At 71.0% G+C, this 20,028-nt stretch carries 16 protein-coding genes; 11 read left to right on the forward strand and 5 right to left on the reverse strand.

Annotation, left to right across the window (positions count from 1 at the left end):
• Positions 1 to 69 precede the first annotated feature (69 nt).
• Positions 70 to 2,757 carry a pyruvate dehydrogenase (acetyl-transferring), homodimeric type gene (gene aceE / locus IE265_RS24230; protein ID WP_190037781.1) on the forward strand — a complete coding sequence of 896 codons (2,688 nt, stop codon included), beginning with the start codon at positions 70 to 72 and terminating at the stop codon, positions 2,755 to 2,757.
• Between the two features lie 144 nt (positions 2,758 to 2,901).
• On the opposite strand, the gene IE265_RS24235 is transcribed toward aceE, so the two are convergent.
• Positions 2,902 to 3,420 carry a GNAT family N-acetyltransferase gene (locus tag IE265_RS24235; RefSeq protein ID WP_229916451.1) on the reverse strand — a complete coding sequence of 173 codons (519 nt, stop codon included), beginning with the start codon at positions 3,418 to 3,420 and terminating at the stop codon, positions 2,902 to 2,904.
• 441 nt (positions 3,421 to 3,861) lie between these two features.
• Between IE265_RS24235 and IE265_RS24240 the strand changes: the two genes are divergently transcribed.
• From IE265_RS24240 to IE265_RS24265, 6 genes are all read left to right on the forward strand, one after another.
• Positions 3,862 to 4,860, forward strand: a complete 999-nt coding sequence (locus tag IE265_RS24240; RefSeq protein WP_190037782.1) for a pirin family protein — start codon at positions 3,862 to 3,864, stop codon at positions 4,858 to 4,860.
• A gap of 281 nt (positions 4,861 to 5,141) precedes the next feature.
• Positions 5,142 to 5,756: a hypothetical protein gene (locus IE265_RS24245; protein ID WP_190037783.1), complete on the forward strand. Its 615-nt coding sequence runs from the start codon at positions 5,142 to 5,144 to the stop codon at positions 5,754 to 5,756.
• A gap of 443 nt (positions 5,757 to 6,199) precedes the next feature.
• Positions 6,200 to 7,096: an RNA polymerase sigma-70 factor gene (locus IE265_RS24250; RefSeq protein WP_190037784.1), complete on the forward strand. Its 897-nt coding sequence runs from the start codon at positions 6,200 to 6,202 to the stop codon at positions 7,094 to 7,096.
• Positions 7,097 to 7,304: 208 nt separating this feature from the next.
• Entirely contained in the window at positions 7,305 to 8,537 is a 1,233-nt protein-coding gene (locus IE265_RS24255; RefSeq protein WP_190037785.1) for an NAD(P)/FAD-dependent oxidoreductase, read from the forward strand.
• A gap of 136 nt (positions 8,538 to 8,673) precedes the next feature.
• Positions 8,674 to 9,423 (forward strand): SDR family oxidoreductase, encoded by a 750-nt coding sequence (locus IE265_RS24260; RefSeq protein WP_190037786.1) that lies wholly within the window; start codon positions 8,674 to 8,676, stop codon positions 9,421 to 9,423.
• Positions 9,424 to 9,677: 254 nt separating this feature from the next.
• Positions 9,678 to 10,088, forward strand: coding sequence for a cytidine/deoxycytidylate deaminase family protein (locus IE265_RS24265; RefSeq protein ID WP_190037787.1), 411 nt, complete (start codon positions 9,678 to 9,680; stop codon positions 10,086 to 10,088).
• 128 nt (positions 10,089 to 10,216) lie between these two features.
• Here the strand turns inward: IE265_RS24265 and IE265_RS24270 are convergent, their stop codons facing one another.
• Positions 10,217 to 11,059, reverse strand: a complete 843-nt coding sequence (locus IE265_RS24270; protein WP_190037788.1) for an alpha/beta fold hydrolase — start codon at positions 11,057 to 11,059, stop codon at positions 10,217 to 10,219.
• Positions 11,060 to 11,791: 732 nt separating this feature from the next.
• On the opposite strand from IE265_RS24270, the gene IE265_RS24275 reads away from it, so the two are divergent.
• The 3 genes from IE265_RS24275 (at position 11,792) to IE265_RS24285 (ending at position 15,470) form a co-directional block, all read left to right on the forward strand.
• Positions 11,792 to 13,522 (forward strand): L-aspartate oxidase, encoded by a 1,731-nt coding sequence (locus tag IE265_RS24275; protein ID WP_190037789.1) that lies wholly within the window; start codon positions 11,792 to 11,794, stop codon positions 13,520 to 13,522.
• A 275-nt stretch (positions 13,523 to 13,797) separates the two neighbouring features.
• On the forward strand, positions 13,798 to 14,718 hold the full coding sequence (locus IE265_RS24280; protein ID WP_229916453.1) for a sigma-70 family RNA polymerase sigma factor family protein: 921 nt from the start codon (positions 13,798 to 13,800) through the stop codon (positions 14,716 to 14,718).
• A gap of 227 nt (positions 14,719 to 14,945) precedes the next feature.
• Complete coding sequence (locus IE265_RS24285) at positions 14,946 to 15,470, forward strand: sigma factor (RefSeq protein ID WP_190037790.1); 525 nt, start codon at positions 14,946 to 14,948, stop codon at positions 15,468 to 15,470.
• A gap of 6 nt (positions 15,471 to 15,476) precedes the next feature.
• Here the strand turns inward: IE265_RS24285 and IE265_RS24290 are convergent, their stop codons facing one another.
• From IE265_RS24290 to IE265_RS24300, 3 genes are all read right to left on the reverse strand, one after another.
• Positions 15,477 to 16,205 carry an SDR family oxidoreductase gene (locus IE265_RS24290; protein ID WP_190037791.1) on the reverse strand — a complete coding sequence of 243 codons (729 nt, stop codon included), beginning with the start codon at positions 16,203 to 16,205 and terminating at the stop codon, positions 15,477 to 15,479.
• Positions 16,206 to 16,529: 324 nt separating this feature from the next.
• Positions 16,530 to 17,249 carry an alpha/beta fold hydrolase gene (locus tag IE265_RS24295; protein WP_190037792.1) on the reverse strand — a complete coding sequence of 240 codons (720 nt, stop codon included), beginning with the start codon at positions 17,247 to 17,249 and terminating at the stop codon, positions 16,530 to 16,532.
• 195 nt (positions 17,250 to 17,444) lie between these two features.
• Complete coding sequence (locus IE265_RS24300) at positions 17,445 to 18,233, reverse strand: DUF427 domain-containing protein (protein ID WP_190037793.1); 789 nt, start codon at positions 18,231 to 18,233, stop codon at positions 17,445 to 17,447.
• Positions 18,234 to 18,555: 322 nt separating this feature from the next.
• Between IE265_RS24300 and IE265_RS24305 the strand changes: the two genes are divergently transcribed.
• Positions 18,556 to 19,989 carry an aldehyde dehydrogenase family protein gene (locus IE265_RS24305; protein ID WP_190037794.1) on the forward strand — a complete coding sequence of 478 codons (1,434 nt, stop codon included), beginning with the start codon at positions 18,556 to 18,558 and terminating at the stop codon, positions 19,987 to 19,989.
• Positions 19,990 to 20,028: the final 39 nt, after the last annotated feature.

Raw genomic sequence — 20,028 nt, forward strand, 5'->3', positions numbered from 1 at the left:
CCGATCCGCCGCACCGCTGGTGTCCGCGGACGGCATTCCCAGGCCCCACGCTGTGACAAGAAGGCTGCCATGAGTGATCAGTCCCGGCCCACCGACTCCCCCGCGATCAGCGAGCTCAACCAGTTGCCCGACCGCGACCGCGAGGAGACCGCCGAATGGCAGGCCTCCCTCGACGCCGTCGTACGGAACGCCGGGCCGGAGCGGGCCGCCTACCTGGTGCGACGGGTGCACGAGGTGGCGGCGCGCACCGGGGTGTCCCTGCCGGGGCTGCTGTCCACGGACTACATCAACACCGTCCCGGCCGCGGCGCAGCCCGCCTTCGACGGGGATCTGGAGATGGAGTCGCGGATCACCGCGATCAACCGGTGGAACGCGGCCGCGATGGTCACGCGCGGTTCCCACCTCGGCCTCGGCGGGCACATCGCCACCTACGCGTCGGCGGCCTGGCTGTACGAGATCGGTTTCAACCACTTCTTCCGCGGCAAGGACGGCGGCGGCTCGGGCGACCAGTTGTTCGTGCAGGGGCACGCCTCGCCAGGCATCTACGCCCGCGTGTTCCTCGAAGGGCGCCTGACCGCAGAGCAGTTGAACGGCTTCCGACGCGAGGCGGGCGGCAACGGCCTGCCGTCGTACCCGCATCCGAGGCGGCTGCCGTGGCTGTGGGAGTTCCCCACGGTGTCGATGGGCCTCGGCCCACTCGGCGCGATCTACCAGGCCCGGTTCAACCGCTACCTGGAGGCCCGTGGCATCAAGGACACCGCCGCCTCGCGCGTGTGGGCGTTCCTGGGCGACGGGGAGACGGACGAGCCGGAGTCGATGGCCGCGCTCACCCTGGCTTCCCGCGAGGGCCTGGACAACCTCACGTTCGTCGTCAACTGCAACCTTCAGCGCCTTGACGGGCCGGTCCGGTCCAACTCGAAGATCGTGCAGGAGTTGGAGTCCCGGTTCCGCGGGGCGGGCTGGAACGTCGTCAAAACCCTGTGGGGCGAGGCCTGGGACCCGCTGCTGCAGCAGGACACGTCCGGCGCGCTGGTGAGGCGCCTGGGCGAGGTGCCCGACGCGCAGTTGCAGACCCTCGCCGCGCGCGACGCCTCCTACATACGGGGGAACTTCTTCACCGGCGACGCGCTGGCCGCCGTCGCCGCCGGCCTGAGCGACGCGCAGATCGTGGACCTGTTCGAGAACTCCCGTGGCGGGCACGAGCCCTTGAAGGTGTACGCCGCGTACCGGGCGGCCGTCGAGCACAGGGGAGCCCCGACGGTGATCCTCGCCCAGACGGTCAAGGGGCACACCCTCGGTTCGGCGTTCGAGTCGCGCAACGCCAGCCACCAGATGAAGAAGCTGACGATGCAGCAGTTCCGTGAGATGCGGGACCTGTTGGACCTGCCCGTCCCCGACAGCGCGCTCGCCGGCGACGAGGTCCCGTACTGGCACCCCGGGGAGGACTCGCCCGAGGTGCGGTACCTGCACGAGCGGCGGACCCGGCTGGGCGGGCCGCTCCCGTCCCGCCGCGTCGTCGCCAAGCCGCTGCCGGAACCGCCCGCCAAGCCGTTCGAGGCACTGGAGAAGGGCTTCGGCAACCAGGAGGTCGCGACCACGATGGCGCTGGTCCGGCTGGTCAAGGACCTGATGCGGGACAAGCAGACCGGTGCGCGATGGGTGCCGATCGTCCCCGACGAGGCGCGCACCTTCGGTATGGAGTCGCTGTTCCCTACAGCCGGGATCTACTCGCCGCAGGGCCAGACCTACGACCCCGTCGACGCCGACCAGTTGCTCTACTACAAGGAGAGCAGGACCGGTCAACTCATCATCGAGGGCATCACCGAGGCGGGTTCCGTCGCCGAGTTCGCGGCGGCGGCCACCTCGTACGCCACGCACGGCGAGCCGATGATCCCGTTCTACATCTTCTACGCCATGTTCGGCTTCCAGCGCACGGGCGACCAGTTCTGGGCGCTGGCCGACCAGTTGGGCCGCGGATTCGTCGTGGGCGGCACCGCCGGACGTACGACGATGACCGGCGAGGGACTGCAGCACGGTGACGGGCACTCGCACCTGCTGGCCTCCACCAACCCGGCGGTGATCAGCTACGACCCGGCGTTCGCCTACGAGATCGCCGTCATCGTCCGGGACGGTCTGCGCCGGATGTACGGCGAGCGGGCCGAGAACATCTTCTACTACCTGACGGTCTACAACGAGCCCAAGCACCAGCCGCCCATGCCCGCGGTGCCGGGTATCGAGGAGGGCATCCTCCGGGGCATCTACCGGTTCCGGCCCGCGGAGCCCGCCGCGGCAGGGCCGCGGATCCAACTGCTGTCCTCCGGCACGGCGATCCACTGGGCGCTCCGGGCTCAGGAACTGCTGGCCACCGAGTGGAACGTGCGGGCCGACGTGTGGTCGGTGACCTCCTGGACGGAGTTGCGCCGTGACGCGATGGAGTCCGACGCCGCGCGGATGCGCGGCGAGGAGCGGACCCCGTACGTCACCCGGGCGCTGAGCGGTGCGCCCGGTCCCGTGCTGGCCGTCAGCGACTGGATGCGGCAGGTGCCCGACCAGATCAGCCAGTGGGTCGAGCAGGACTACTACTCCCTCGGCACCGACGGGTTCGGCCTGTCCGACACCCGCGAGGACGTGCGCCGCCACTTCCAGGTGGACGCCGAGTCGATCGTGGTGGCTGCCCTGGACCGGCTGGCCCGGTCCGGGCAGGTCGCCCCCGAGAACGTCGCGCAGGCCCGTGAGCGGTACGGCCTGGACCGGTGAGGGGCCATGTGCCGGCCGCCGGGCCTGCGCGACTCGCACCGGTGCGGCCCCGGTGCGAAGCCGTACTTCGGGCCGGCGTCGGCGCATCCGCGTGGCTCGGAGTCGACCGGCTGACGGAACAGGGTCTCCGGCCCCCGCGCCCGGTCAGCGTCTGCTCCGGGCACGGACCAGCAGCCGGCGGCGGGGCGGAAGTACCTCGGCCAGGTCCCCTGTGCGCGCCCAGACGGTCGTCACTCCGCCGTCGTCGCCATGGTGGACCGGCAGTGCGGTGTGGCCGAGCATGGCGTCGATCCGTTCGTCGCCGGGCAGCACGAGGCCGTACGCCGTCTCCCATTCGCCCTCGGCGGCATGTCGGCCCAGGCGGAGAAGCAGGCGTGTGCCCAGTCCTCTGTCCTGCCAGGCGTCCTCGACGAGGAGCGCGGCCTCCACAGCCGAGCCGTCCGGCATCAGGTGCCCCACGGCGACGATGCGGCCGGTCGGGTCCCACACGGCCAGATGGACCGAACCGGGGCGCGACAGCAGGGCTGGCAGAAAGCTCGCGGGGTCGGCCGTCGCACGGTGGTAGCGGCTCCAGAGAGTGTGCGGTGAGCAGCGGCGGTGCATGGCCACCACGGCGGCGAGATGCTCGGGGCCTGTCGGGGTGATCCGCGGTTCGCGGCGCATGGGCACTTCCTCGCGCGCCCGCGTACGGTGCGGCACGTACGCGGGCGGCCATGGGTCGGTGAAGCGGGGGCAACACACATGACCGGGACGCGCGGTGGGGTGTGACAACCGCCCGGGGCCTCTGCGTCGGTGCGGGGGCCCGGCCGAGTCCCCGGCCCTGCACCGAGTCGCCCGGTCGGCGGCAACCCCCGCAGCGAGGCAGGCCAACCGTGTGACACGGGTACAATTCGTGCGTACGGCCGCTCGCCTCCCACCGGCCCCCAGGTGGCCGTCGCCGATCGGATGCGGAACACACACCGCCGCGGCCCGCCCCGGCCGTACGCCTTCCCCACGATCACCGTCCCGCGACCGGGCCCCCGCGCCGGCCCGGTCGACATCCCCACCTCACCGGCGGCGCGGCCGCCCTGTGCCGGCCGGCGCACGGCGGCGGAAAGGACTGACATGAGCAATATGGAGACGCACCCGCCGGAGGTGACGTGTGCCGACGCGCACCGACCTCGGGGAGTTGAAGTACTGGGCGCCCGGCACGTACCGCTGGGCGGCCCCCGGGCGATGACCGTCCGGCGGACACTGCCGCAGCGGGCACGGACGCTGATCGGCGCCTGGTGCTTCGCCGACCACTACGGCCCCGACGACGTGCGCCTGACCGGCGGGATGCGCGTCGCCCCGCATCCGCACATCGGGTTGCAGACCGTGAGCTGGCTGTTCAGCGGGGAGATCGAGCACCGCGACAGCTTGGGCGTCCGGGCCTTGGTCCGTCCCGGCGAACTGAACCTGATGACCGGCGGTTTCGGCATCTGCCACTCGGAGTTCTCCACCGAGGAGACCACCGTGCTGCACGGGATGCAGTTGTGGGTCGCGCTGCCGGCCGCCCATCGGGACGCCCCACGCGACTTCCAGCACCACATCCCGGGCACGGTCGCGCTGGAGGGCGGGCAGGCCCGAGTGTTCCTGGGTTCGCTGGCCGGCGACACCTCTCCGGTGGACACGTACACCCCGGTGCTGGGCGCGGAGATCACACTCGACGCGCACGCCGTCGTGGGCCTGGCCGTCGACGAGGGTTTCGAGCACGGTGTCATCGTCGACAGTGGCGAGGTCGCCATGAACGGCACCGCGCTCCGGGCCGCCGAACTCGGCTACGCCGCTCCGGGCGCAGCGCGGCTGACCCTGGAGAACACCTCGGGGGAACCGGCCCGGATGATCCTGCTGGGCGGTCCGCCGTTCGACGAGGAGATCGTCATGTGGTGGAACTTCGTCGGCCGCACCCACGAGGACATCGTGCGGGCCCGACAGGACTGGCAGAGCGCCTCCGACCGATTCGGGCAGGTCGAGGGACAGGAGCATGAGCGCCTTCCCGCGCCCGAACTGCCCAACGCGACCCTGACACCCCGCCGCAACCCCGCCTCCCCGCCGGCCGACCGGGGTGAGCCCTCCACGTAGGCCGCGAGGGGCCGCCGCCGGATGCGAACGTTGCTTTCGCGGTGTGACAGTGACAACAATGGGAAGGACAAGCTTTCACCGAACAGTCACCGCGTCTCCATCACTGTGCCGGCGGCCGCTTCCGGACACGGACGCCGTAAGGGAACAGGTGGTCGGTACGCGCGTACGGCGAAGAGTGTGCATCCGCATAGGATGTCCCGAAACACCCATCCGGCGCCCTCGCCGAGCGGCAGCACTGCCGGGCCGAGCGCGACACGGAGGGCTGAGGATGAGAGGAAGACATGGTCCCGGCAACTCGCGCGGCGCACAACATCGAGATCACCGCTGAGAGCCTCCAGGAGGAACTGGCCCGCCTCAAGGTCCAGAAGCAGTCCCTGGAGCGGGAGCTGGCTGCCGTCGGCGCCCATCTCGATTCCGTCCAACGGGCCCTGAGCGCACTCCAGTCACTGATGGCGACCCCGGGAGCGGCGGGTTCCGAGGCCTCTTCCGAGGTCCCCGCGGACACCACCCCGGACGCCGGACGCCGGCGTGCCGCCAAGCCCGCCAAGTCACGCGCGGACACCGCGCCGGCCGGGCCCGCCGCCCCGGACGAGCCGGACGGGCGGACGGGCGCCCCGCGTCGGCGTGACGACCGTCAGGCGGCGGGGAAGGCGGCACCCCGCGCGGACGCCGACGAGAGCGCCTACGGAAAGCTCACCGAGCAGATCCTGGACCACTTCGCCCGCGCCGGCGATGCCGATGTGCGCGCCCGTGATGTCGCGGCGGCGCTGGGCCGCGACGCCGACAGCGGAAGCATCAACGCGGTGCGCAGCACACTCGACCGTCTCGTCGGCTCCTCCCGCATCCGGCGGACCGGCCGCGGCCTGTACCGGGCCAATGAGGCCAACGGGGCCTGAGCGCTCGCGCCGCACCCGAGGGCCCAATCGATCACTCCCGGTCCGCGGACCGGGAGGTTGCGTGCCGGTGGCCTCGGGCGCCGACTCGCGGGGGAACGAGTGGGTGCCCGAGGCCCTGCACCCGCTCGGCTCTTGTCGCGGGCGCCCGTGCCCCTGGCGCCGACATCGAGCTGTCCACTTGGCGCCGGGAACACTGTGGTCAGCCTAGCAGGCGTGACACTCTTCAATCACACGGTGGTATCCGATCGGCGAGCAGGCGCCGTGGAGCGCTCCGGGCGGACGTGAATCGGGTGCCGTGGCGCCGGGCGGGCGCACCGATCAGGCCCGTTGTAGCCTCACAACGTGGGCACGAACCTCAGGTCGGCGGCAGTGTGAGCGACCCCGGCCCCAGAAGCGTGCAGTCGACAGCGGCTGTAACATTGGTTCGGCCGAAAGGGGCCACGATGCACGCCGAAGATGACGCCGACTCGCTCGAAAGGGCGACGCAGGAGTTCATCGCGGCACGTCCGCAGCTGTTCGGTGTCGCCTACCGTGTCCTCGGAAGCACCACGGAGGCCGAGGACATCGTCCAGGAGGCCTGGGTGCGGTGGCAGAACACCGACCGCCGGGAAGTGCTGGAGCCGAAGGCCTTCCTGACTACGGTGACCACCCGGCTGGCGATCAATCTGGCGCAGTCCGCCCGGATGCGGCGGGAGTCGTACGTGGGCCCGTGGCTCCCTGAGCCGGTCGACACCAGCCGGGACCCCAACGTGGGGGCGGAACGCGCCGAAGCGGTCGAGATGGCGGTCCTCCTCGTGCTGGAGAAGCTGAATCCCGTGGAGCGCGCCGCGTACGTGCTGCGGGAGGCGTTCGACTACCCCTACCCGCAGATCGCGGAGATCGTCGACACCAGTGAGGCCAACGCCCGCCAGCTCGTGAGCCGGGCTCGCAAGCACCTGGCCGCCGAGCGGCGGGAGCCGGTCGACCGTGCCGAGCACCAGCGTCTGCTCAAGGTGTTCCTCACCGCGGCCCAGACGGGCGACCTGGCCATGCTCGAACACGTCCTCGCGGAGGACGTCGTCAGCTACGCCGACGGCGGCGGCATGCGCGGCGCGTCGAAGATCCCGGTGGTGGGCCGCGACCACGTCTCCCGGTACCTCGGCGCCTTCGCCCCGAGGTTCTGGCCCGGCTCGGAGATCAACTGGGTCGAGGCCAACGACCGGCCCGCCGTCCTGGTCTCCTCCGGCGGCAAGCCCCTCGCGCTGCTGTGCGTCGAAGCGTCGCCGCGTGGCCTGGAACGCCTCATGTGGGTCATGAACCCGGACAAGCTCGTGCCGTACGTGAGGTCGCTGGCCGCCTGAACCGGGCGTCGGGACCACCTCCGGCGCGTGTGGTGCGTCAGGCGGGGCGTGGTGCGTCAACGAACACCGGATCGCCTGCCCTCGCCGTCCGCTGCCCTTCGCAGGCGGCGCGCACCCGAGTGGTGTCACAGGAAGGGCGGCCGAGCGGTCAGAGCGGTTGACTTCACACCATGGCGCTCGACAGGCGAATCGAAAGGCGAGGACCAACATGCCCCCAGTGACCGGCATCGTGATCGTCGGAGGCGGACTGGCCGCGGCCAAGGCTGCGGCCGCCCTGCGCAAGCACGGCCACGACGGACCTGTCCTGATCATCGGGTCCGAGGGCGACAGGCCGTACATCCGGCCGCCGCTGTCCAAGGGCTACCTCCTGGGCAAGGAGGAGCGCGACTCGATCTTCGTGCACACCCCGGACTGGTACACCGAGCACGACGTCGAGTTGCGGCTCGGAACGACCGTGACCTCGCTGGACCTGGCCGCCGCGGAAGTCGTGCTGGACGACGGGGAGCGGGTGCCCTACACCAAGCTGCTGCTGGCCACCGGCTCCTCCCCGCGCCATCTCAAGGTTCCCGGGGCCGACCTCGGCAATGTGCTCTACCTGCGTCGCGTGGGCGACAGTGAGCGTCTCAAGAGCGCCTTCACGGCCGGGGCCGAGGTCGTGGTGATCGGGGACGGCTGGATCGGCCTGGAGACCGCCGCCGCGGCGCGGATGGCGGGCGCGCGCGTGACCGTGCTCGGGCACGGCGAGCTGCCCCTCCTCAAGGTCCTGGGACGGGAGGCGGCCGAGGTGTTCGCCGGCCTCCACAAGGAGCACGGCGTCACTCTGCTGCCCGGGGTGGAGGTCGAGGAACTGGTCGGGACGGACGGCGGCGTGAGCGGTGTCAGGCTCGCCGACGGGCGGCTGCTGCCCGCCGACACCGTGGTCGTCGGCGTCGGCATCACGCCGAACACCGAACTCGCGCGAGCGGCCGGCATCGAGGTCGACAACGGCATCGTCACCGACGAGCAGCTGCGGACCTCCGCGCCCGGCGTGTGGGCCACCGGCGATGTCGCCAACGCCTACCACCCCTGGCTCGAACGCCACATCCGCGTCGAGCACTGGGCCAACGCGCAGAACCAGCCGGCCACGGCCGCGCGGAGCATGCTCGGCGAGGATGCGGCCTACACGCGGCTGCCGTACTTCTACACGGACCAGTACGACCTGGGGATGGAGTACACGGGGTACGTCGAACCGGGCGGTTACGACCGGGTCGTCTTCCGCGGGGACAAGGAGGGCCGGAAGTTCATCGCCTTCTGGATGTCGGGACGGCGCGTCCTGGCCGGGATGAGTGTCAACGTGTGGGACGTCATCGACACGGTCCGTGACCTGGTCCTGTCGCGCAACGAGGTCGACGACGCCGCCCTCGCCGACCCCGATGTGCCCCTGGACAGCCTGCTGCCCTGACCCGCGCCCGAATGCGCCATGACCCGAACCATCACTATTCTGGCCTTGTCCACCCAAACGCCATCGAAACGTGCGGTCCGGGCCGGTGCCTCCTGCGGTGCTGTGCGGCGCACACAGCACCGAGAGGGTCCTCATCATGAAGGTCGTAGTCATCGGCGGCACCGGTCTCATCGGCTCCAAGGTGGTCAGCAAACTCGCCGCTCACGGACACGAGGCGGTACCGGCCTCCCCCGACAGCGGTGTGAACACGCTGACGGGGGAGGGACTGGCCGAGGTGCTGACGGACGCGGCCGTCGTCGTGGACGTCTCCAACTCCCCCTCGTTCGCCGACGACGACGTGATGGAGTTCTTCCGCACGTCCACGACCAACATCCTCAAGGCAGAGAAGGAGGCGGGCGTCACCCACCACGTGGCACTGTCCGTGGTGGGCACCGACCGCCTCCAGGAGAGCGGCTACTTCCGCGCCAAGCAGATGCAGGAGACGCTGATCAAGGAGTCCGGGGTCCCCTACTCCCTCGTGCACGCCACGCAGTTCTTCGAGTTCATGAAGGGCATCGTGGCCGGGGCGACCAAGGACGACGGCACGGTCCACCTGGCGCCGATCAAGATCCAGCCCATCTACTCCGACGACGTCGCGACCGCCGTGGCACGCACCGCCGTCGGAGATCCCGTCAACGGCACGTTCGAGGTGGCCGGACCCGACACGTTCCAGCTCGACGAGCTGATCCGCGACGGCCTGGCCGCCAAGAACGACCCGCGTACGGTGGTGGTCGATCCCAAGGCCCCCTACTTCGGCGCCGTGTTGCAGGAGACCACTCTGCTCCCGGGCCCGGACGCCCGACTCGGCGAGACCCACTTCGCCGACTGGAGCGCCCAGCAGCAGTAGGCGTTCGCACGGCGACCGTCGCGGTCGGGGCCGGTGAACTCGTCGTCCCCCGGCCGGCGTTCCGTACTGACCGGCATCGGAATCTCCGGTGCTGCCCGGGTGCCGAGCGGGAGTCCGGCCTGCCCGCCCGCGCGCCCGCAGTCCTCACGAGCGACAATCCTTCGGCGGCCACCGGCGCCGCGTCGGCGGAGTCGCTCGGCGGGAAGCCGCCTCCCGGGCCCTCCGCCGCCCAACACCGCACGGAGGCAGGGGACATGACCGCGCAGGTCCACGACGTCGACCAGGAACTCGTTCAAGCCGCGGCCCATGTCGCGCGCACCCGGTGCCGCGGCGACAACCACACCATGGCGGCCGCGGCCCGCGCGGCGGACGGACGCATCATCACCGCCGTCAACGCCTACCACTTCACCGGCGGACCCTGTGCCGAACTGGTCCTCGTCGGCACGGCGGCCGCCCAGGGAGCCTACGAGTTGGACACCGTGGTCGCCGTGGGTGATCGGGACCGAGGCGTCGTGCCCCCGTGCGGCAGGTGCCGTCAGGTCCTGGTCGACTACTTCCCGGACCTGAAGGTCGTCGTCGGCGCAGCCGGTGGCCTCCGCACCGTGCCGATCACCGACCTGCTCCCCGAGACCTACGTGTGGGCCGACCACCAGCTCGACGCCTGAGGAGTCCGCGCCACCCGGCACACGTCGGGCCGCGACCCGGCAGGGCCGTACGGACACCGGGGACCGGAACACGCGGAGGCGGGGCGGCGATGTCTCGCCGCCCCGCCGTTCTCACGTGTGCCGCCGGGTCATCGGACCGTGCGGGCCGCCGCGTCCTCGATGATCGCGGTGACCTTATCGGGCTGCGAGACGCTCGCGGCGTGCGAGGCCTTCACCTTGACCACGTGGGAGCCGGCACGCTCGGCCATGAACGACTGGGTCTTGGCCGGGATGTTGAGGTCCTGCGTGGCGACGAGGTTCCAGGAAGGGATGGTCTTCCACGCCGGCTCGGCGGAGTCCCCCGCCAGCGCCGCCTGTGTCACGGGGCGCTGGGTGACCGCCATGAGGTCACTGGTGCTGCGGGGCACGTCCGCCGCGAACTGGTGGCCGAACTTCGCGGGCTGGATGTAGAAGTCAGTGCCCTTGGCGCCGTCGGGCTGCGTCCACGGGACGGGCTGGAGGGCCTCGCCGAGGCTGCTGCCGGGGAACTTGGCCGCCAGGTCGAGCGCGGACTCGCCCTTGTCCGGGGCGAACGCGGCGACGTAGACGAGTGCCTTGACGTTGCTGTTGCCGGTCGCGGCGTTGCTGATGACCATGCCGCCGTAGGAGTGTCCGGCCAGGACGATGGGGCCCTTGATCCCGGCGAGGACGTCCTTGACGTAGGCCGCGTCGCTCGCGAGGCCCCGCAGCGGGTTGGCCGCGGCCACCACCGGGTAACCGTCGCGCTTGAGCTCCTTGATCACACCGTTCCAGCTCGTGGAGTCGGCGAAGGCTCCGTGCACGAGCACGACGGTCGGCTTGCGGTGCGAGGTCTTGCTGATGTCGGCACTCGCCGGGACGACCGAGGTGGCCACGAGCGCGGCGGCGACGCCACCGGTGGCCAGGAGGGCGAGCGACGTGCGGGAACGGCGGGAGAGCGTGCGCTTGGTCATGAGAGTGCCTTTCGAGGCGATGGAGTCGACCTGGTCCACGGACGGTCGACGGCGGTGCGTCGCAGCGGTCGCCTCCCACCGCGTCGGCGGGAAGGACCGGGCCGCGGTACCGGAGGTGACCGCCGCCATGGCCGCTGCGTGTTGTGGAAGAGCCGCGGCGCTGCCGTTCGGCTCGTAACGGCTCGATGCCGCGAGGAGGGGCCGCACCGACCTCGGGTCGGTTCGACGCCGCGCTCGTCCCCGTACGGCCGGCTGTGAGGGCCTGTCCGGGCGGCACCGCCGTACGGGCGGTGAACCGCTGGGGTCGGGCGTCTTGGCATCGGGCGAAGTACCCGCTGCTCCTGGTCCGGGTGAACGTGTCCGTCCACGGCCGGCTTCCCGGGGCAGCGGGTCCTCGTCCTGCCCCGCCCCTTATGACCGGAGACCCGGCACCGCTGTGACACGGTCCTCGAAACAATTTGTGTCCGTGCCTCCCGGACGGCACCCCGCTCGGGAGGTGACAGGGATCCGTGGAGGGGCAGGAACGCGCAGGCACCGGTGTGCGGCTCCGGCACGCACGGCGGCGCGAAGGAGCCGGTGCCAAAATGGTGGGATGCGAGGTGGTGCGTCAGGAGCGGGCGTACCGGGCGGAGGGCAGTACGCCTGATCTGACGGGCCAGTCACAGGGCCGGTGTCACAAAGCGTGGCGGCAACCGGTCGTACGTGGTGACGAACCAAGTGATCGGAGCGAACGTGGCTATCACCGAGCAGCGCCTTTCCACCACGGTGCTGGTGATCGGAACGGGCGGAGCGGGCCTGCGGGCGGCGATCGAGCTGGCCGAAGCGGGCATGGATGTCCTCGCCGTCGGCAAGCGCGCCAAGGAGGACGCGCACACCGCGCTGGCGGCCGGGGGCATCAACGCGGCCCTGGGCACCATGGACCCGGAGGACAGCTGGCAGCAGCACGCCGCCGACACACTCAAGGAGAGCTATCTGCTCGGCGACCCCCGCACCGCCGAGATTGTCACGCAGGGCGCCGCACTGGGCATCGACGACCTGGAGCGCTACGGCATGGCCTTCGCGCGGGAGGAGGACGGCCGGATCTCGCAGCGGTTCTTCGGCGCGCACACCTTCCGGCGCACCGCCTTCGCCGGTGACTACACCGGTCTGGAGATCCAGCGCACTCTCATCAGGCGTGCCGGCCAGTTGCAGATCCCCATGCTCGACAGCGTCTACATCACCCGGCTCCTGACGCACGACGGTGCCGTCTTCGGCGCGTACGGCTTCGACGTCACCGACGGCACGCGCTACCTGATCCACGCCGACGCCGTCATTCTCGCGGCGGGCGGCCACACCCGGATCTGGCGACGCACGTCCTCGCGACGCGACGAGAACACCGGCGACTCGTTCCGGCTGGCGGTCGAGGCGGGCGCCCGTCTGCGCGACCCCGAGCTGGTGCAGTTCCACCCGTCGGGGATCATCGAGCCGGAGAACGCGGCGGGCACGCTGGTCAGCGAGGCGGCCCGCGGCGAGGGCGGCATCCTGCGCAACGCGCTCGGTGAGCGGTTCATGAGCCGCTACGATCCCGAGCGCATGGAGCTGTCCACCCGTGACCGGGTGGCCCTCGCCTCCTACACGGAGATCAAGGAGGGCCGCGGCACCCCCAACGGCGGTGTGTGGCTGGACGTGTCCCACCTGCCTCGGCAGACGATCATGAACCGGCTGCCGAGGGTGTACCAGACGCTCCTGGACCTGCAGATGCTCGACATCACACGCGATCCGATCGAGATCGCGCCCACCGCGCACTACTCGATGGGCGGCGTGTGGGTCAGGCCCGAGGACCACAGCACCGACGTCCGCGGTCTGTACGCCATCGGAGAGGCCTCCAGCGGTCTGCACGGCGCCAACCGCCTCGGCGGCAACAGTCTGATCGAGCTGCTGGTCTTCGGCCGCATCACGGGTCAGGCGGCGACCGCGTATTCGAAGGGCCTTGCGGCGCAGCCTCGTTCGGCGGAGGCGGAGGCGGAGGCGCGTCTGGAGATCGACGGACTCCTGGCCGCGGACGGTCCGGAGAACGTCCGTGCCCTCCAGCGCGCCATCCGCAACACCATGACCGAGCACGCGGGCGTCGTCCGCGACGAGGAAGGACTGCGCGCCGGCCTGGCGGAACTCGCCGAGATCGAGAAGCGCATGGAGAACGTCGGGGTCCACCCGGACATCGCCGGCTTCCAGGATCTGGCGCACGCCTTCGACCTCAAGTCGGCGGCTCTCGCGGCCAGGGCCACCCTCGAAGCGGCGATCGAGCGCAGGGAGACCCGGGGCTGCCACAACCGCAGCGACTACCCGGACATGGATCCCGCGCTGCAGGTGAACCTCGTCTGGTCGCCGGAGACGGGGATCACGCGCGAGAGCATCCCGCCGATTCCGGACGAGATCGCGGCCATCATGGAGGACGTGTCCAGCGAGGGGAAGCTCGTGGAGTGACCCGGCGGCCCCGCCGGGTGACACTGCGGGCCAACGGCCGATGTCGCGGAGTGCCCGGCCACAGGAAGCATCGTTCGAATGAGCGAGAGCGCGGCGGGATGTGCGGTGCGTGAGGGGTTCGATCACCTCCCGCACCGCACGTACCCACCGTGTGACGCGCGAGAAGGCATACGGGCCGCGGTTCCGGGCCCGTTGTAGCCTTCGCTGAATTCCGGGAGGACGATCGAGACGGTCGCCCGTTCTGTGCGGTGCCGTGGGAGTGGGAGGACGCCGTAATGAACGATGCAGACGACTCGGTGTCGATCGCGGAGCTGCTCGACGAGCGGCAGCACCTGCTCGATGTGGCACGGCGGATGCTGGGCAACGACTTCGAGGCGGAGGGCGCCACCGCCGAGGCGTACCGGCGGTGGTTCGAGCTGCCCGGTCCCGTGCGGGCCGGGGTCGCCGCTCCGCGCGCATGGCTCGCGGACGCCGTGTGCGAGATCTGCACGCGCCGCGTGGCCTCCGTCGAACGGCGGAAGGTCCTGCGGGCCGGGGAGAGCCGTGGTGGCACGGCCGACCTGAACCGGGTGCTGCAGCAGGAGGTCAGCGAGGCCCTGCACAACGCGCTGGGCTCGCTGTCCGCGGCCGAGCGGGGGGCGTTCGTACTGGCCGACGCCCCCAGGGCGGCCGGCGTCACGGCCCCTGACGTCACGGGCCGCGCGGAGCCGGGGTTTCCGGACCTCGCCGACCGGGCGCTCCGCAGCCTGCGGGCGCGGCGCGCGCGTCCCACCACACCCCAGCAGCACGACGCCGTGGTCCGTACCGTACGGGCGGCCTGCGCCACCGAGGACGCGGCGCTGCTGTCCTCCCTGCTGGCACCGGACGCCATGGCGTTCTTCGACGGCGGTGGCAAGGTCCGCGCCCGCACCGAGCCGGTGCACGGCGACCTGCAGGTCGCCAGGAGCCTGCTGAGCCTGCTCACCCGCTGCCCCCGTGTCTCCCTGCACACCCACTCCGTCAACGGCCGCACGGGGATCGTCGTGCGCTGCGACCGCCGGGTCGCAGCCGTCATCAGCCTGGACATCACCGGTCACCACGCGGTGCAGGTGTGGGTCACCCTCAATCCGGACAAGCTCCGCTCCTGGAACCGGGAGGGCACGCCCGGGAACCGGCCGGGGAGGGAGTCCGGTCCTTCCGAGGCGCAGGAGGAGTGAGCGCTCCTCTTCCTGTGATTCCGGCGGACGATTCCGGCTCAGCTGTCACAGATCCGGGTCGGTCCCGGTCAATCCTTCGAGTGCGGTAGGAGCAGCCGCGCCGCCGGCGATCCCGGCGGCGCGGCGTCCGCCCTTGTCGGGGGCCGCGGAGCGTGCGGTCACCCGGCGGCCGCACGCGCGCGTCATCCGGTTGTACGGACACCCGGAGGAACGGAGACGACCAGGCCATGCACGTCGAGACATCCACCAGTGGGAGCCGCACGGAGGAAGAGGGCTGCGTTTTCGCGGAGCTCCGTCCGCACCTCTTCGACATCGCGTACCGGGTGCTCGGCAGCACCTCCGACGCGGAGGACGTCGTGCGGGAGGTCCTGCTGCACTGGCGCGACGCGGACCGTTCGGCGGTGGCCAGCCCGGCCGCTTACCTGTCGCGCACGGCTGCCCGTCTCGCCGTCGACGCCGCCGAGTCCGCGCGCATGCGGCGCGAGTCGTACATCGGTCCGTGGCTGCCCGATCCCGTCGACACTGCCACCGGTCCCGGCGAGGACCTGCAGCGGGCGGGTGCCGTCGACCTCGCCCTGCTTGTGGTGCTGGACGAGCTGGATCCCACCGAGCGGGCCGCGTGCGTCCTGCGGGAGGGGTTCGCCTACGGCGACGCGGAGATCGCCGAGATTCTGCGGCTCAGTCCCGCCGGGGTGCGCACGATCGTGGACCGGACCCTCGACCACCTGGCATCCGGGCCCGCGGGGCAGTGAGCGGTCTCAGGCGAGCCAGTCGGTGTAGTGGGTGGGAGCCAGCCGGGCGCCGGCGTTCGTGAGGACGTCTCCCGGAACCGCTGCGAGCATGCCCGCAGCGTCGTCGGTGACGACGGAACGCGTGTCGCCCTTGGCGGTGAAGGTGAGCCGGCCCAGCTCGTCCAGGGGGTAGATGTCGGGTCCCGCGATCTCCAGGACTCCGTTCAGCGCGTCTCCCACGGCGACCTCGCTGACGATCGCGGCCACGTCCGCCGCCGCGATGGGCTGCACAGGTGTGCGCGGGAGGCGAACGGTGTCGCCGTCGGCCGACGAGGAGATCACGGCGTCCATGAACTCCATGAACTGCGTGGCCCGCACGATGGAGTAGGGAACGGGTCCCGCCTTGAGGAGGTCCTCCTGCAGCACCTTCGCGCGGTAGTAGTCCATGGCGGGCACCTTGTCGACGCCTACGATGGACAGGACCACGAAATGCTGGACGTTCGCCTTGCCGGAGGCCGCGAGGAGGTTGTCCATCGAGGTGCGGAAGAACTCCGGTGACGAGGCGTCGAACGTGGGCGAGTTCGCCAGGTTCACCACGACGTCGGCGCCCCCTATCGCCTCGTCGAGACCCTGGCCGCTGATGATGTCCACTCCCGTCGACAGGGAGTGCGGTGTCGCCGAGTGTCCCGCGGCGTCGAGGTTCTTCACGACCTGCGACCCGATCAGGCCGGTTCCTCCGATGACGGCGATGTTCATCTCTGCACCTCTCCGATCCATGCTTCACCCGGGATGTGTCCGTCCGGCCTGCCGCACGCGGACGCCTTCAGCGGTGTGTGCGGGACGGGCCGAAGACGGCGGAAACAGCTGCCGGCCCGGTCCGGCGCGAGGCACGACGCTGCCGTCCCGCGTCCGGCCGCCCCTCCAGCAAGCACCTCCGCGGGCGCGCCCGCAACTCGGCCCGATGGCGGCAGGCGCACAAGCAATCGGCGGGGCGAAGGACCGACGCAGCGCTCGGCCCGGGCGCCGTCATCGACGTGTGGTCGGTGACGGCAGCCCGGGGCCGAGCGCACGATGTGGTGCTCAGGCGGTGGCCTTCGCCGCCTCGTTGATCAGCCGCGCGACGTCGCCCGGGCACGAGACGCTGGCGGCGTGGGACGCGGTGACGTTCACGACCGTGGCCTTCGCGCGCTCGGCCATGAAGGTCTGGGCCTGCGGCGGGATGTTCTGGTCCTCGGTGGCCACGAGGACCCATGACGGGATGGCCTTCCACGCCGGGGCGGCGGCGGCCTCCTCAAGCGCGACGTTGGTCACCGGCCGCTGGGTGGCTGCCATCACCGCCGTCGTCTCCTCGGGGACGTCGGCGGCGAACTGCCCGTGGAACTTGTCCTTCTCGATGTACAGGTCGGCGGCCTGGCTGCCGTCCGGGAGCACGATCGGTACCGGGCGGAGCGCCGCGCCGAGCGTGCTGCCGGGGAACTTCTCGGACAGCGTGAGCGCGCTCTCCCCCTCGTCGGGCATGAAGGCCGCGACATAGACGAGGGCCTTGACGTTGTCGAGCCCGGTCGCGGCGTTGGTGATGACGGCGCCGCCGTACGAGTGTCCGACGAGGACCACGGGGCCGTCGACGGAAGCGACGAGCTGCCTGACGTACTCGGCGTCACCGGCCAGTCCACGGAGCGGGTTGCTCGCCGCGATCACGTTGTAGCCGTGCGTCTGGAGTCTGTCGACGACGCCGTTCCAGCTGGAGGAGTCCGCGAACGCGCCGTGCACCAGGACGACGGTCTGGCTCTGTTCACTCATGAGGGGCCTTTCATGGGCACGCGCACTGTCGCGCGCGGTCGATCCGGAAGATTCGACGGCGGCTTCCGACGCTGATGGCGGCGACCGGCCGTCCTGTCGCCTTCGGGCCGAGCGGCCCGGAAGGCGTTTTGTTCTTTTTGACCAATTTGAAGCGTGATGTGTGACACCGCTCGGCGAGCTGTGGGCCGCGCTCGCTCAGGGGCGGACGCCGCGCGTGGGATCACTCGACCCGGGGAGCAGGTCGCCGTCGACGTAGAGGTCGACGCGGTCGTTGTAGAAGGTGGTGAGGCCCGCGATGCGGTTGGCCTGCATCGTCGGGAAGTCGTACCCCCAGGCGATGTCCTGGTGGGAGGCGATGTCGCTGTCGAAGGACCAGTACGCGCTCGTCGTCCCCTTGTACGCGCAGCGCGTGACCGTGTCGGAGTGCCGCAGCCGGCTCCACCGGATGTGGGTGCGGTCGAGGTAGTAGCGCGTCGGCAGGCCGGTCTCGAACAGCTTCACGCAGTTGGGCGCGTCCGCCAGTACGACGCCGTCCAGCTCCACGCGGACACTGCTGGAGGAGCGGATGGCGTCCACCCGGGAGTACGGGCTCCTGGGGTGCACGAAGACCGGCTCGTCCTCCTCCATCCAGCCGTCCAGCGCGTCCCACTCGAAGCGCACCGTGCCCTGCAGGGGCTCCGGAGCACCGGGGCTCCACACCCATGCCGCGCCCTCGCGGACCTCACTGCCGACCTGGAGGCTGTGCCGGCGCGCCGGGCCCGCGCCGAGCTGCTCCTCGTGGCCGTCGTCGATCAGGACGCCCTCGACCAGGTCCTCCAGCGGAATGCTGAACTGGGGAAACGCCTTCCACTCCCACACGTACAGGGCACGGCGGGTGTCGAAGACGACGCGGCCGTCGATCGCCGCCCGTATCCTGCGCGGCACGGGTTCGACGTGCCCGATCGGGACGATCAGGCTCGGGCGCAGGACACTTTCGGTCGCCACAGGGCTCACCTCGGTCGCTCGTACGCCGTGGGCTCGCCCCCTTCCGTCGCACAGCGGTCGAATGGCATCCTCGGGCCGGCGAGCGCTCACGCTGTCGTCCGAAATGATATCGATTGCGCAGGTTGCCGTCCTCCGGAGGCCCGGCACGCGATCGTCGGGTCCTCGCCCCGCAAGGCGTCTCCCGGTCCGTGACCGGTTGGAGGAGGCACATGCCGGGGCACGGCCACCGTCCAGGCATCCGCGCCGGGACCGGCGGGGGTGACTCACATCATGGCTATGACAGAGCATGGATCCGCCCGGACACACGGTGTTCCCTGGGCACATGGAACAACGTACCGAACTCCCCCTGCCCGCCCCCTCGCACTGGATCGACGGCCGTGCGGTCCCCGCTTCCGGCTCTCTGATCGATGTCGTCAACCCCGCCACGGACACAGTGTTCGCCGCGATTCCCGAGGGCTCGGCCGAGGATGTCGACCTGGCCGTCGAGGCCGCGACGCGAGCGTTCCCGGGATGGTCGTCCACGTCGCCGGAGGACCGGGTGGCCGTGCTCGAGCGCGTCGTCGAGGAACTCCGGCTGCACGCCGAGACACTGGCGTCGACCATCACCGCCGAGATGGGCGCCCCGATCTCCTTCTCCCGCGCGGCCCAGGCCGGATTCCCGCCGCTCTCGGCCGCCGCCGCGATCGAGACGGCCCAGCGGTTCTCCTGGTCCGAGGAGGTGGGGAACACCCTGATCGTCCGCGAACCCATCGGCGTCGTGGGGGCCATCACCCCTTGGAACTTCCCCCTCCAGCAGTTGGTGACGAAGGTCGTCCCCGCACTCCTCGCCGGAAACACCGTGGTCCTCAAGCCCTCGGAGATCGCACCGGTCAGCGCCCAGCTCTTCGCCGTCGTCGCCACCGCCGCCGGGCTCCCGGCAGGGGTGCTCAACGTGGTCCACGGCACGGGTCCCGTCGTCGGCGAAGCCATCTCGCGGCACCCGGGAATCGACATGGTCTCCTTCACCGGGTCCACGGCCGCGGGAAGGCTGGTGTCCGCGGCAGCGTCCGGGACGGTCAAGCGGGTCGCGCTCGAACTCGGCGGCAAGGCGGCCCACATCGTCCTGCCCGACGCGGACCTCGACGACGCCGTGACCCGGGGGCTGGCCTTCGCCTGGAGCAACGCGGGACAGGCCTGCGGCGCGTGGACGCGCATGCTCGTCCCCGCCGACCTCCAGGAGCAGGTGGTCGAGAAGCTGCGGGCGGCGTCCGCCGACTACACGGTGGGCGACCCCGCCGACGAGTCCACCCGCGTCGGACCGCTGGCCTCCGAGGCGCAGCGAGAGCGTGTGGACGCCTACATCCGTCGCGGTGTCGCCGACGGCGCCACCCTGGTGGTCGGCGGTCCGGGCAGGCCCGAGGGGTTCGGGACCGGTGCGTACGTCCGGCCCACCGTCTTCGCCGACGTGGACCCCGGTTCGGTGATCGCCCAGGAGGAGATCTTCGGCCCCGTCCTCGTAGTGATCCCCTACACCGACGAGGACCACGCGGTGGAGATCGCCAACGGGACCGTGTACGGGCTCAGCGCGGCCGTCACCGGTGACCGGGAGCACGCTGTGGAGATCGCCGGGCGACTGCGTGTCGGCCTGGTCCACGTCAACGACGCACACCACAACTTCCAGGCGCCCTTCGGCGGGTACAAGCAGTCCGGCAACGGGCGCGAAATGGGCCGTGCGGGGCTGGAGGAATTCCTGGAGACGAAGGCGATCACCCGCTGATCCACCCCTTCCGCGCGGGCCCCAAAGGGCCCGCGGGCG

Origin of the sequence: Streptomyces fructofermentans (assembly GCF_014651055.1) — a bacterium.
Classification (GTDB): domain Bacteria; phylum Actinomycetota; class Actinomycetes; order Streptomycetales; family Streptomycetaceae; genus Streptomyces; species Streptomyces fructofermentans.

What these genes read in the sequence shown, in the direction of transcription:
- aceE (WP_190037781.1), top strand. Translation starts at nt 70, where the DNA reads ATGAGTGATCAGTCCCGGCCCACCGACTCCCCCGCGATCAGCGAGCTC.
- IE265_RS24235 (WP_229916451.1), bottom strand. Translation starts at nt 3,420, where the DNA reads ATGCGCCGCGAACCGCGGATCACCCCGACAGGCCCCGAGCATCTCGCC.
- IE265_RS24240 (WP_190037782.1), top strand. Translation starts at nt 3,862, where the DNA reads ATGAGCAATATGGAGACGCACCCGCCGGAGGTGACGTGTGCCGACGCG.
- IE265_RS24245 (WP_190037783.1), top strand. Translation starts at nt 5,142, where the DNA reads ATGGTCCCGGCAACTCGCGCGGCGCACAACATCGAGATCACCGCTGAG.
- IE265_RS24250 (WP_190037784.1), top strand. Translation starts at nt 6,200, where the DNA reads ATGCACGCCGAAGATGACGCCGACTCGCTCGAAAGGGCGACGCAGGAG.
- IE265_RS24255 (WP_190037785.1), top strand. Translation starts at nt 7,305, where the DNA reads ATGCCCCCAGTGACCGGCATCGTGATCGTCGGAGGCGGACTGGCCGCG.
- IE265_RS24260 (WP_190037786.1), top strand. Translation starts at nt 8,674, where the DNA reads ATGAAGGTCGTAGTCATCGGCGGCACCGGTCTCATCGGCTCCAAGGTG.
- IE265_RS24265 (WP_190037787.1), top strand. Translation starts at nt 9,678, where the DNA reads ATGACCGCGCAGGTCCACGACGTCGACCAGGAACTCGTTCAAGCCGCG.
- IE265_RS24270 (WP_190037788.1), bottom strand. Translation starts at nt 11,059, where the DNA reads ATGACCAAGCGCACGCTCTCCCGCCGTTCCCGCACGTCGCTCGCCCTC.
- IE265_RS24280 (WP_229916453.1), top strand. Translation starts at nt 13,798, where the DNA reads ATGAACGATGCAGACGACTCGGTGTCGATCGCGGAGCTGCTCGACGAG.
- IE265_RS24285 (WP_190037790.1), top strand. Translation starts at nt 14,946, where the DNA reads ATGCACGTCGAGACATCCACCAGTGGGAGCCGCACGGAGGAAGAGGGC.
- IE265_RS24290 (WP_190037791.1), bottom strand. Translation starts at nt 16,205, where the DNA reads ATGAACATCGCCGTCATCGGAGGAACCGGCCTGATCGGGTCGCAGGTC.
- IE265_RS24295 (WP_190037792.1), bottom strand. Translation starts at nt 17,249, where the DNA reads ATGAGTGAACAGAGCCAGACCGTCGTCCTGGTGCACGGCGCGTTCGCG.
- IE265_RS24305 (WP_190037794.1), top strand. Translation starts at nt 18,556, where the DNA reads ATGGAACAACGTACCGAACTCCCCCTGCCCGCCCCCTCGCACTGGATC.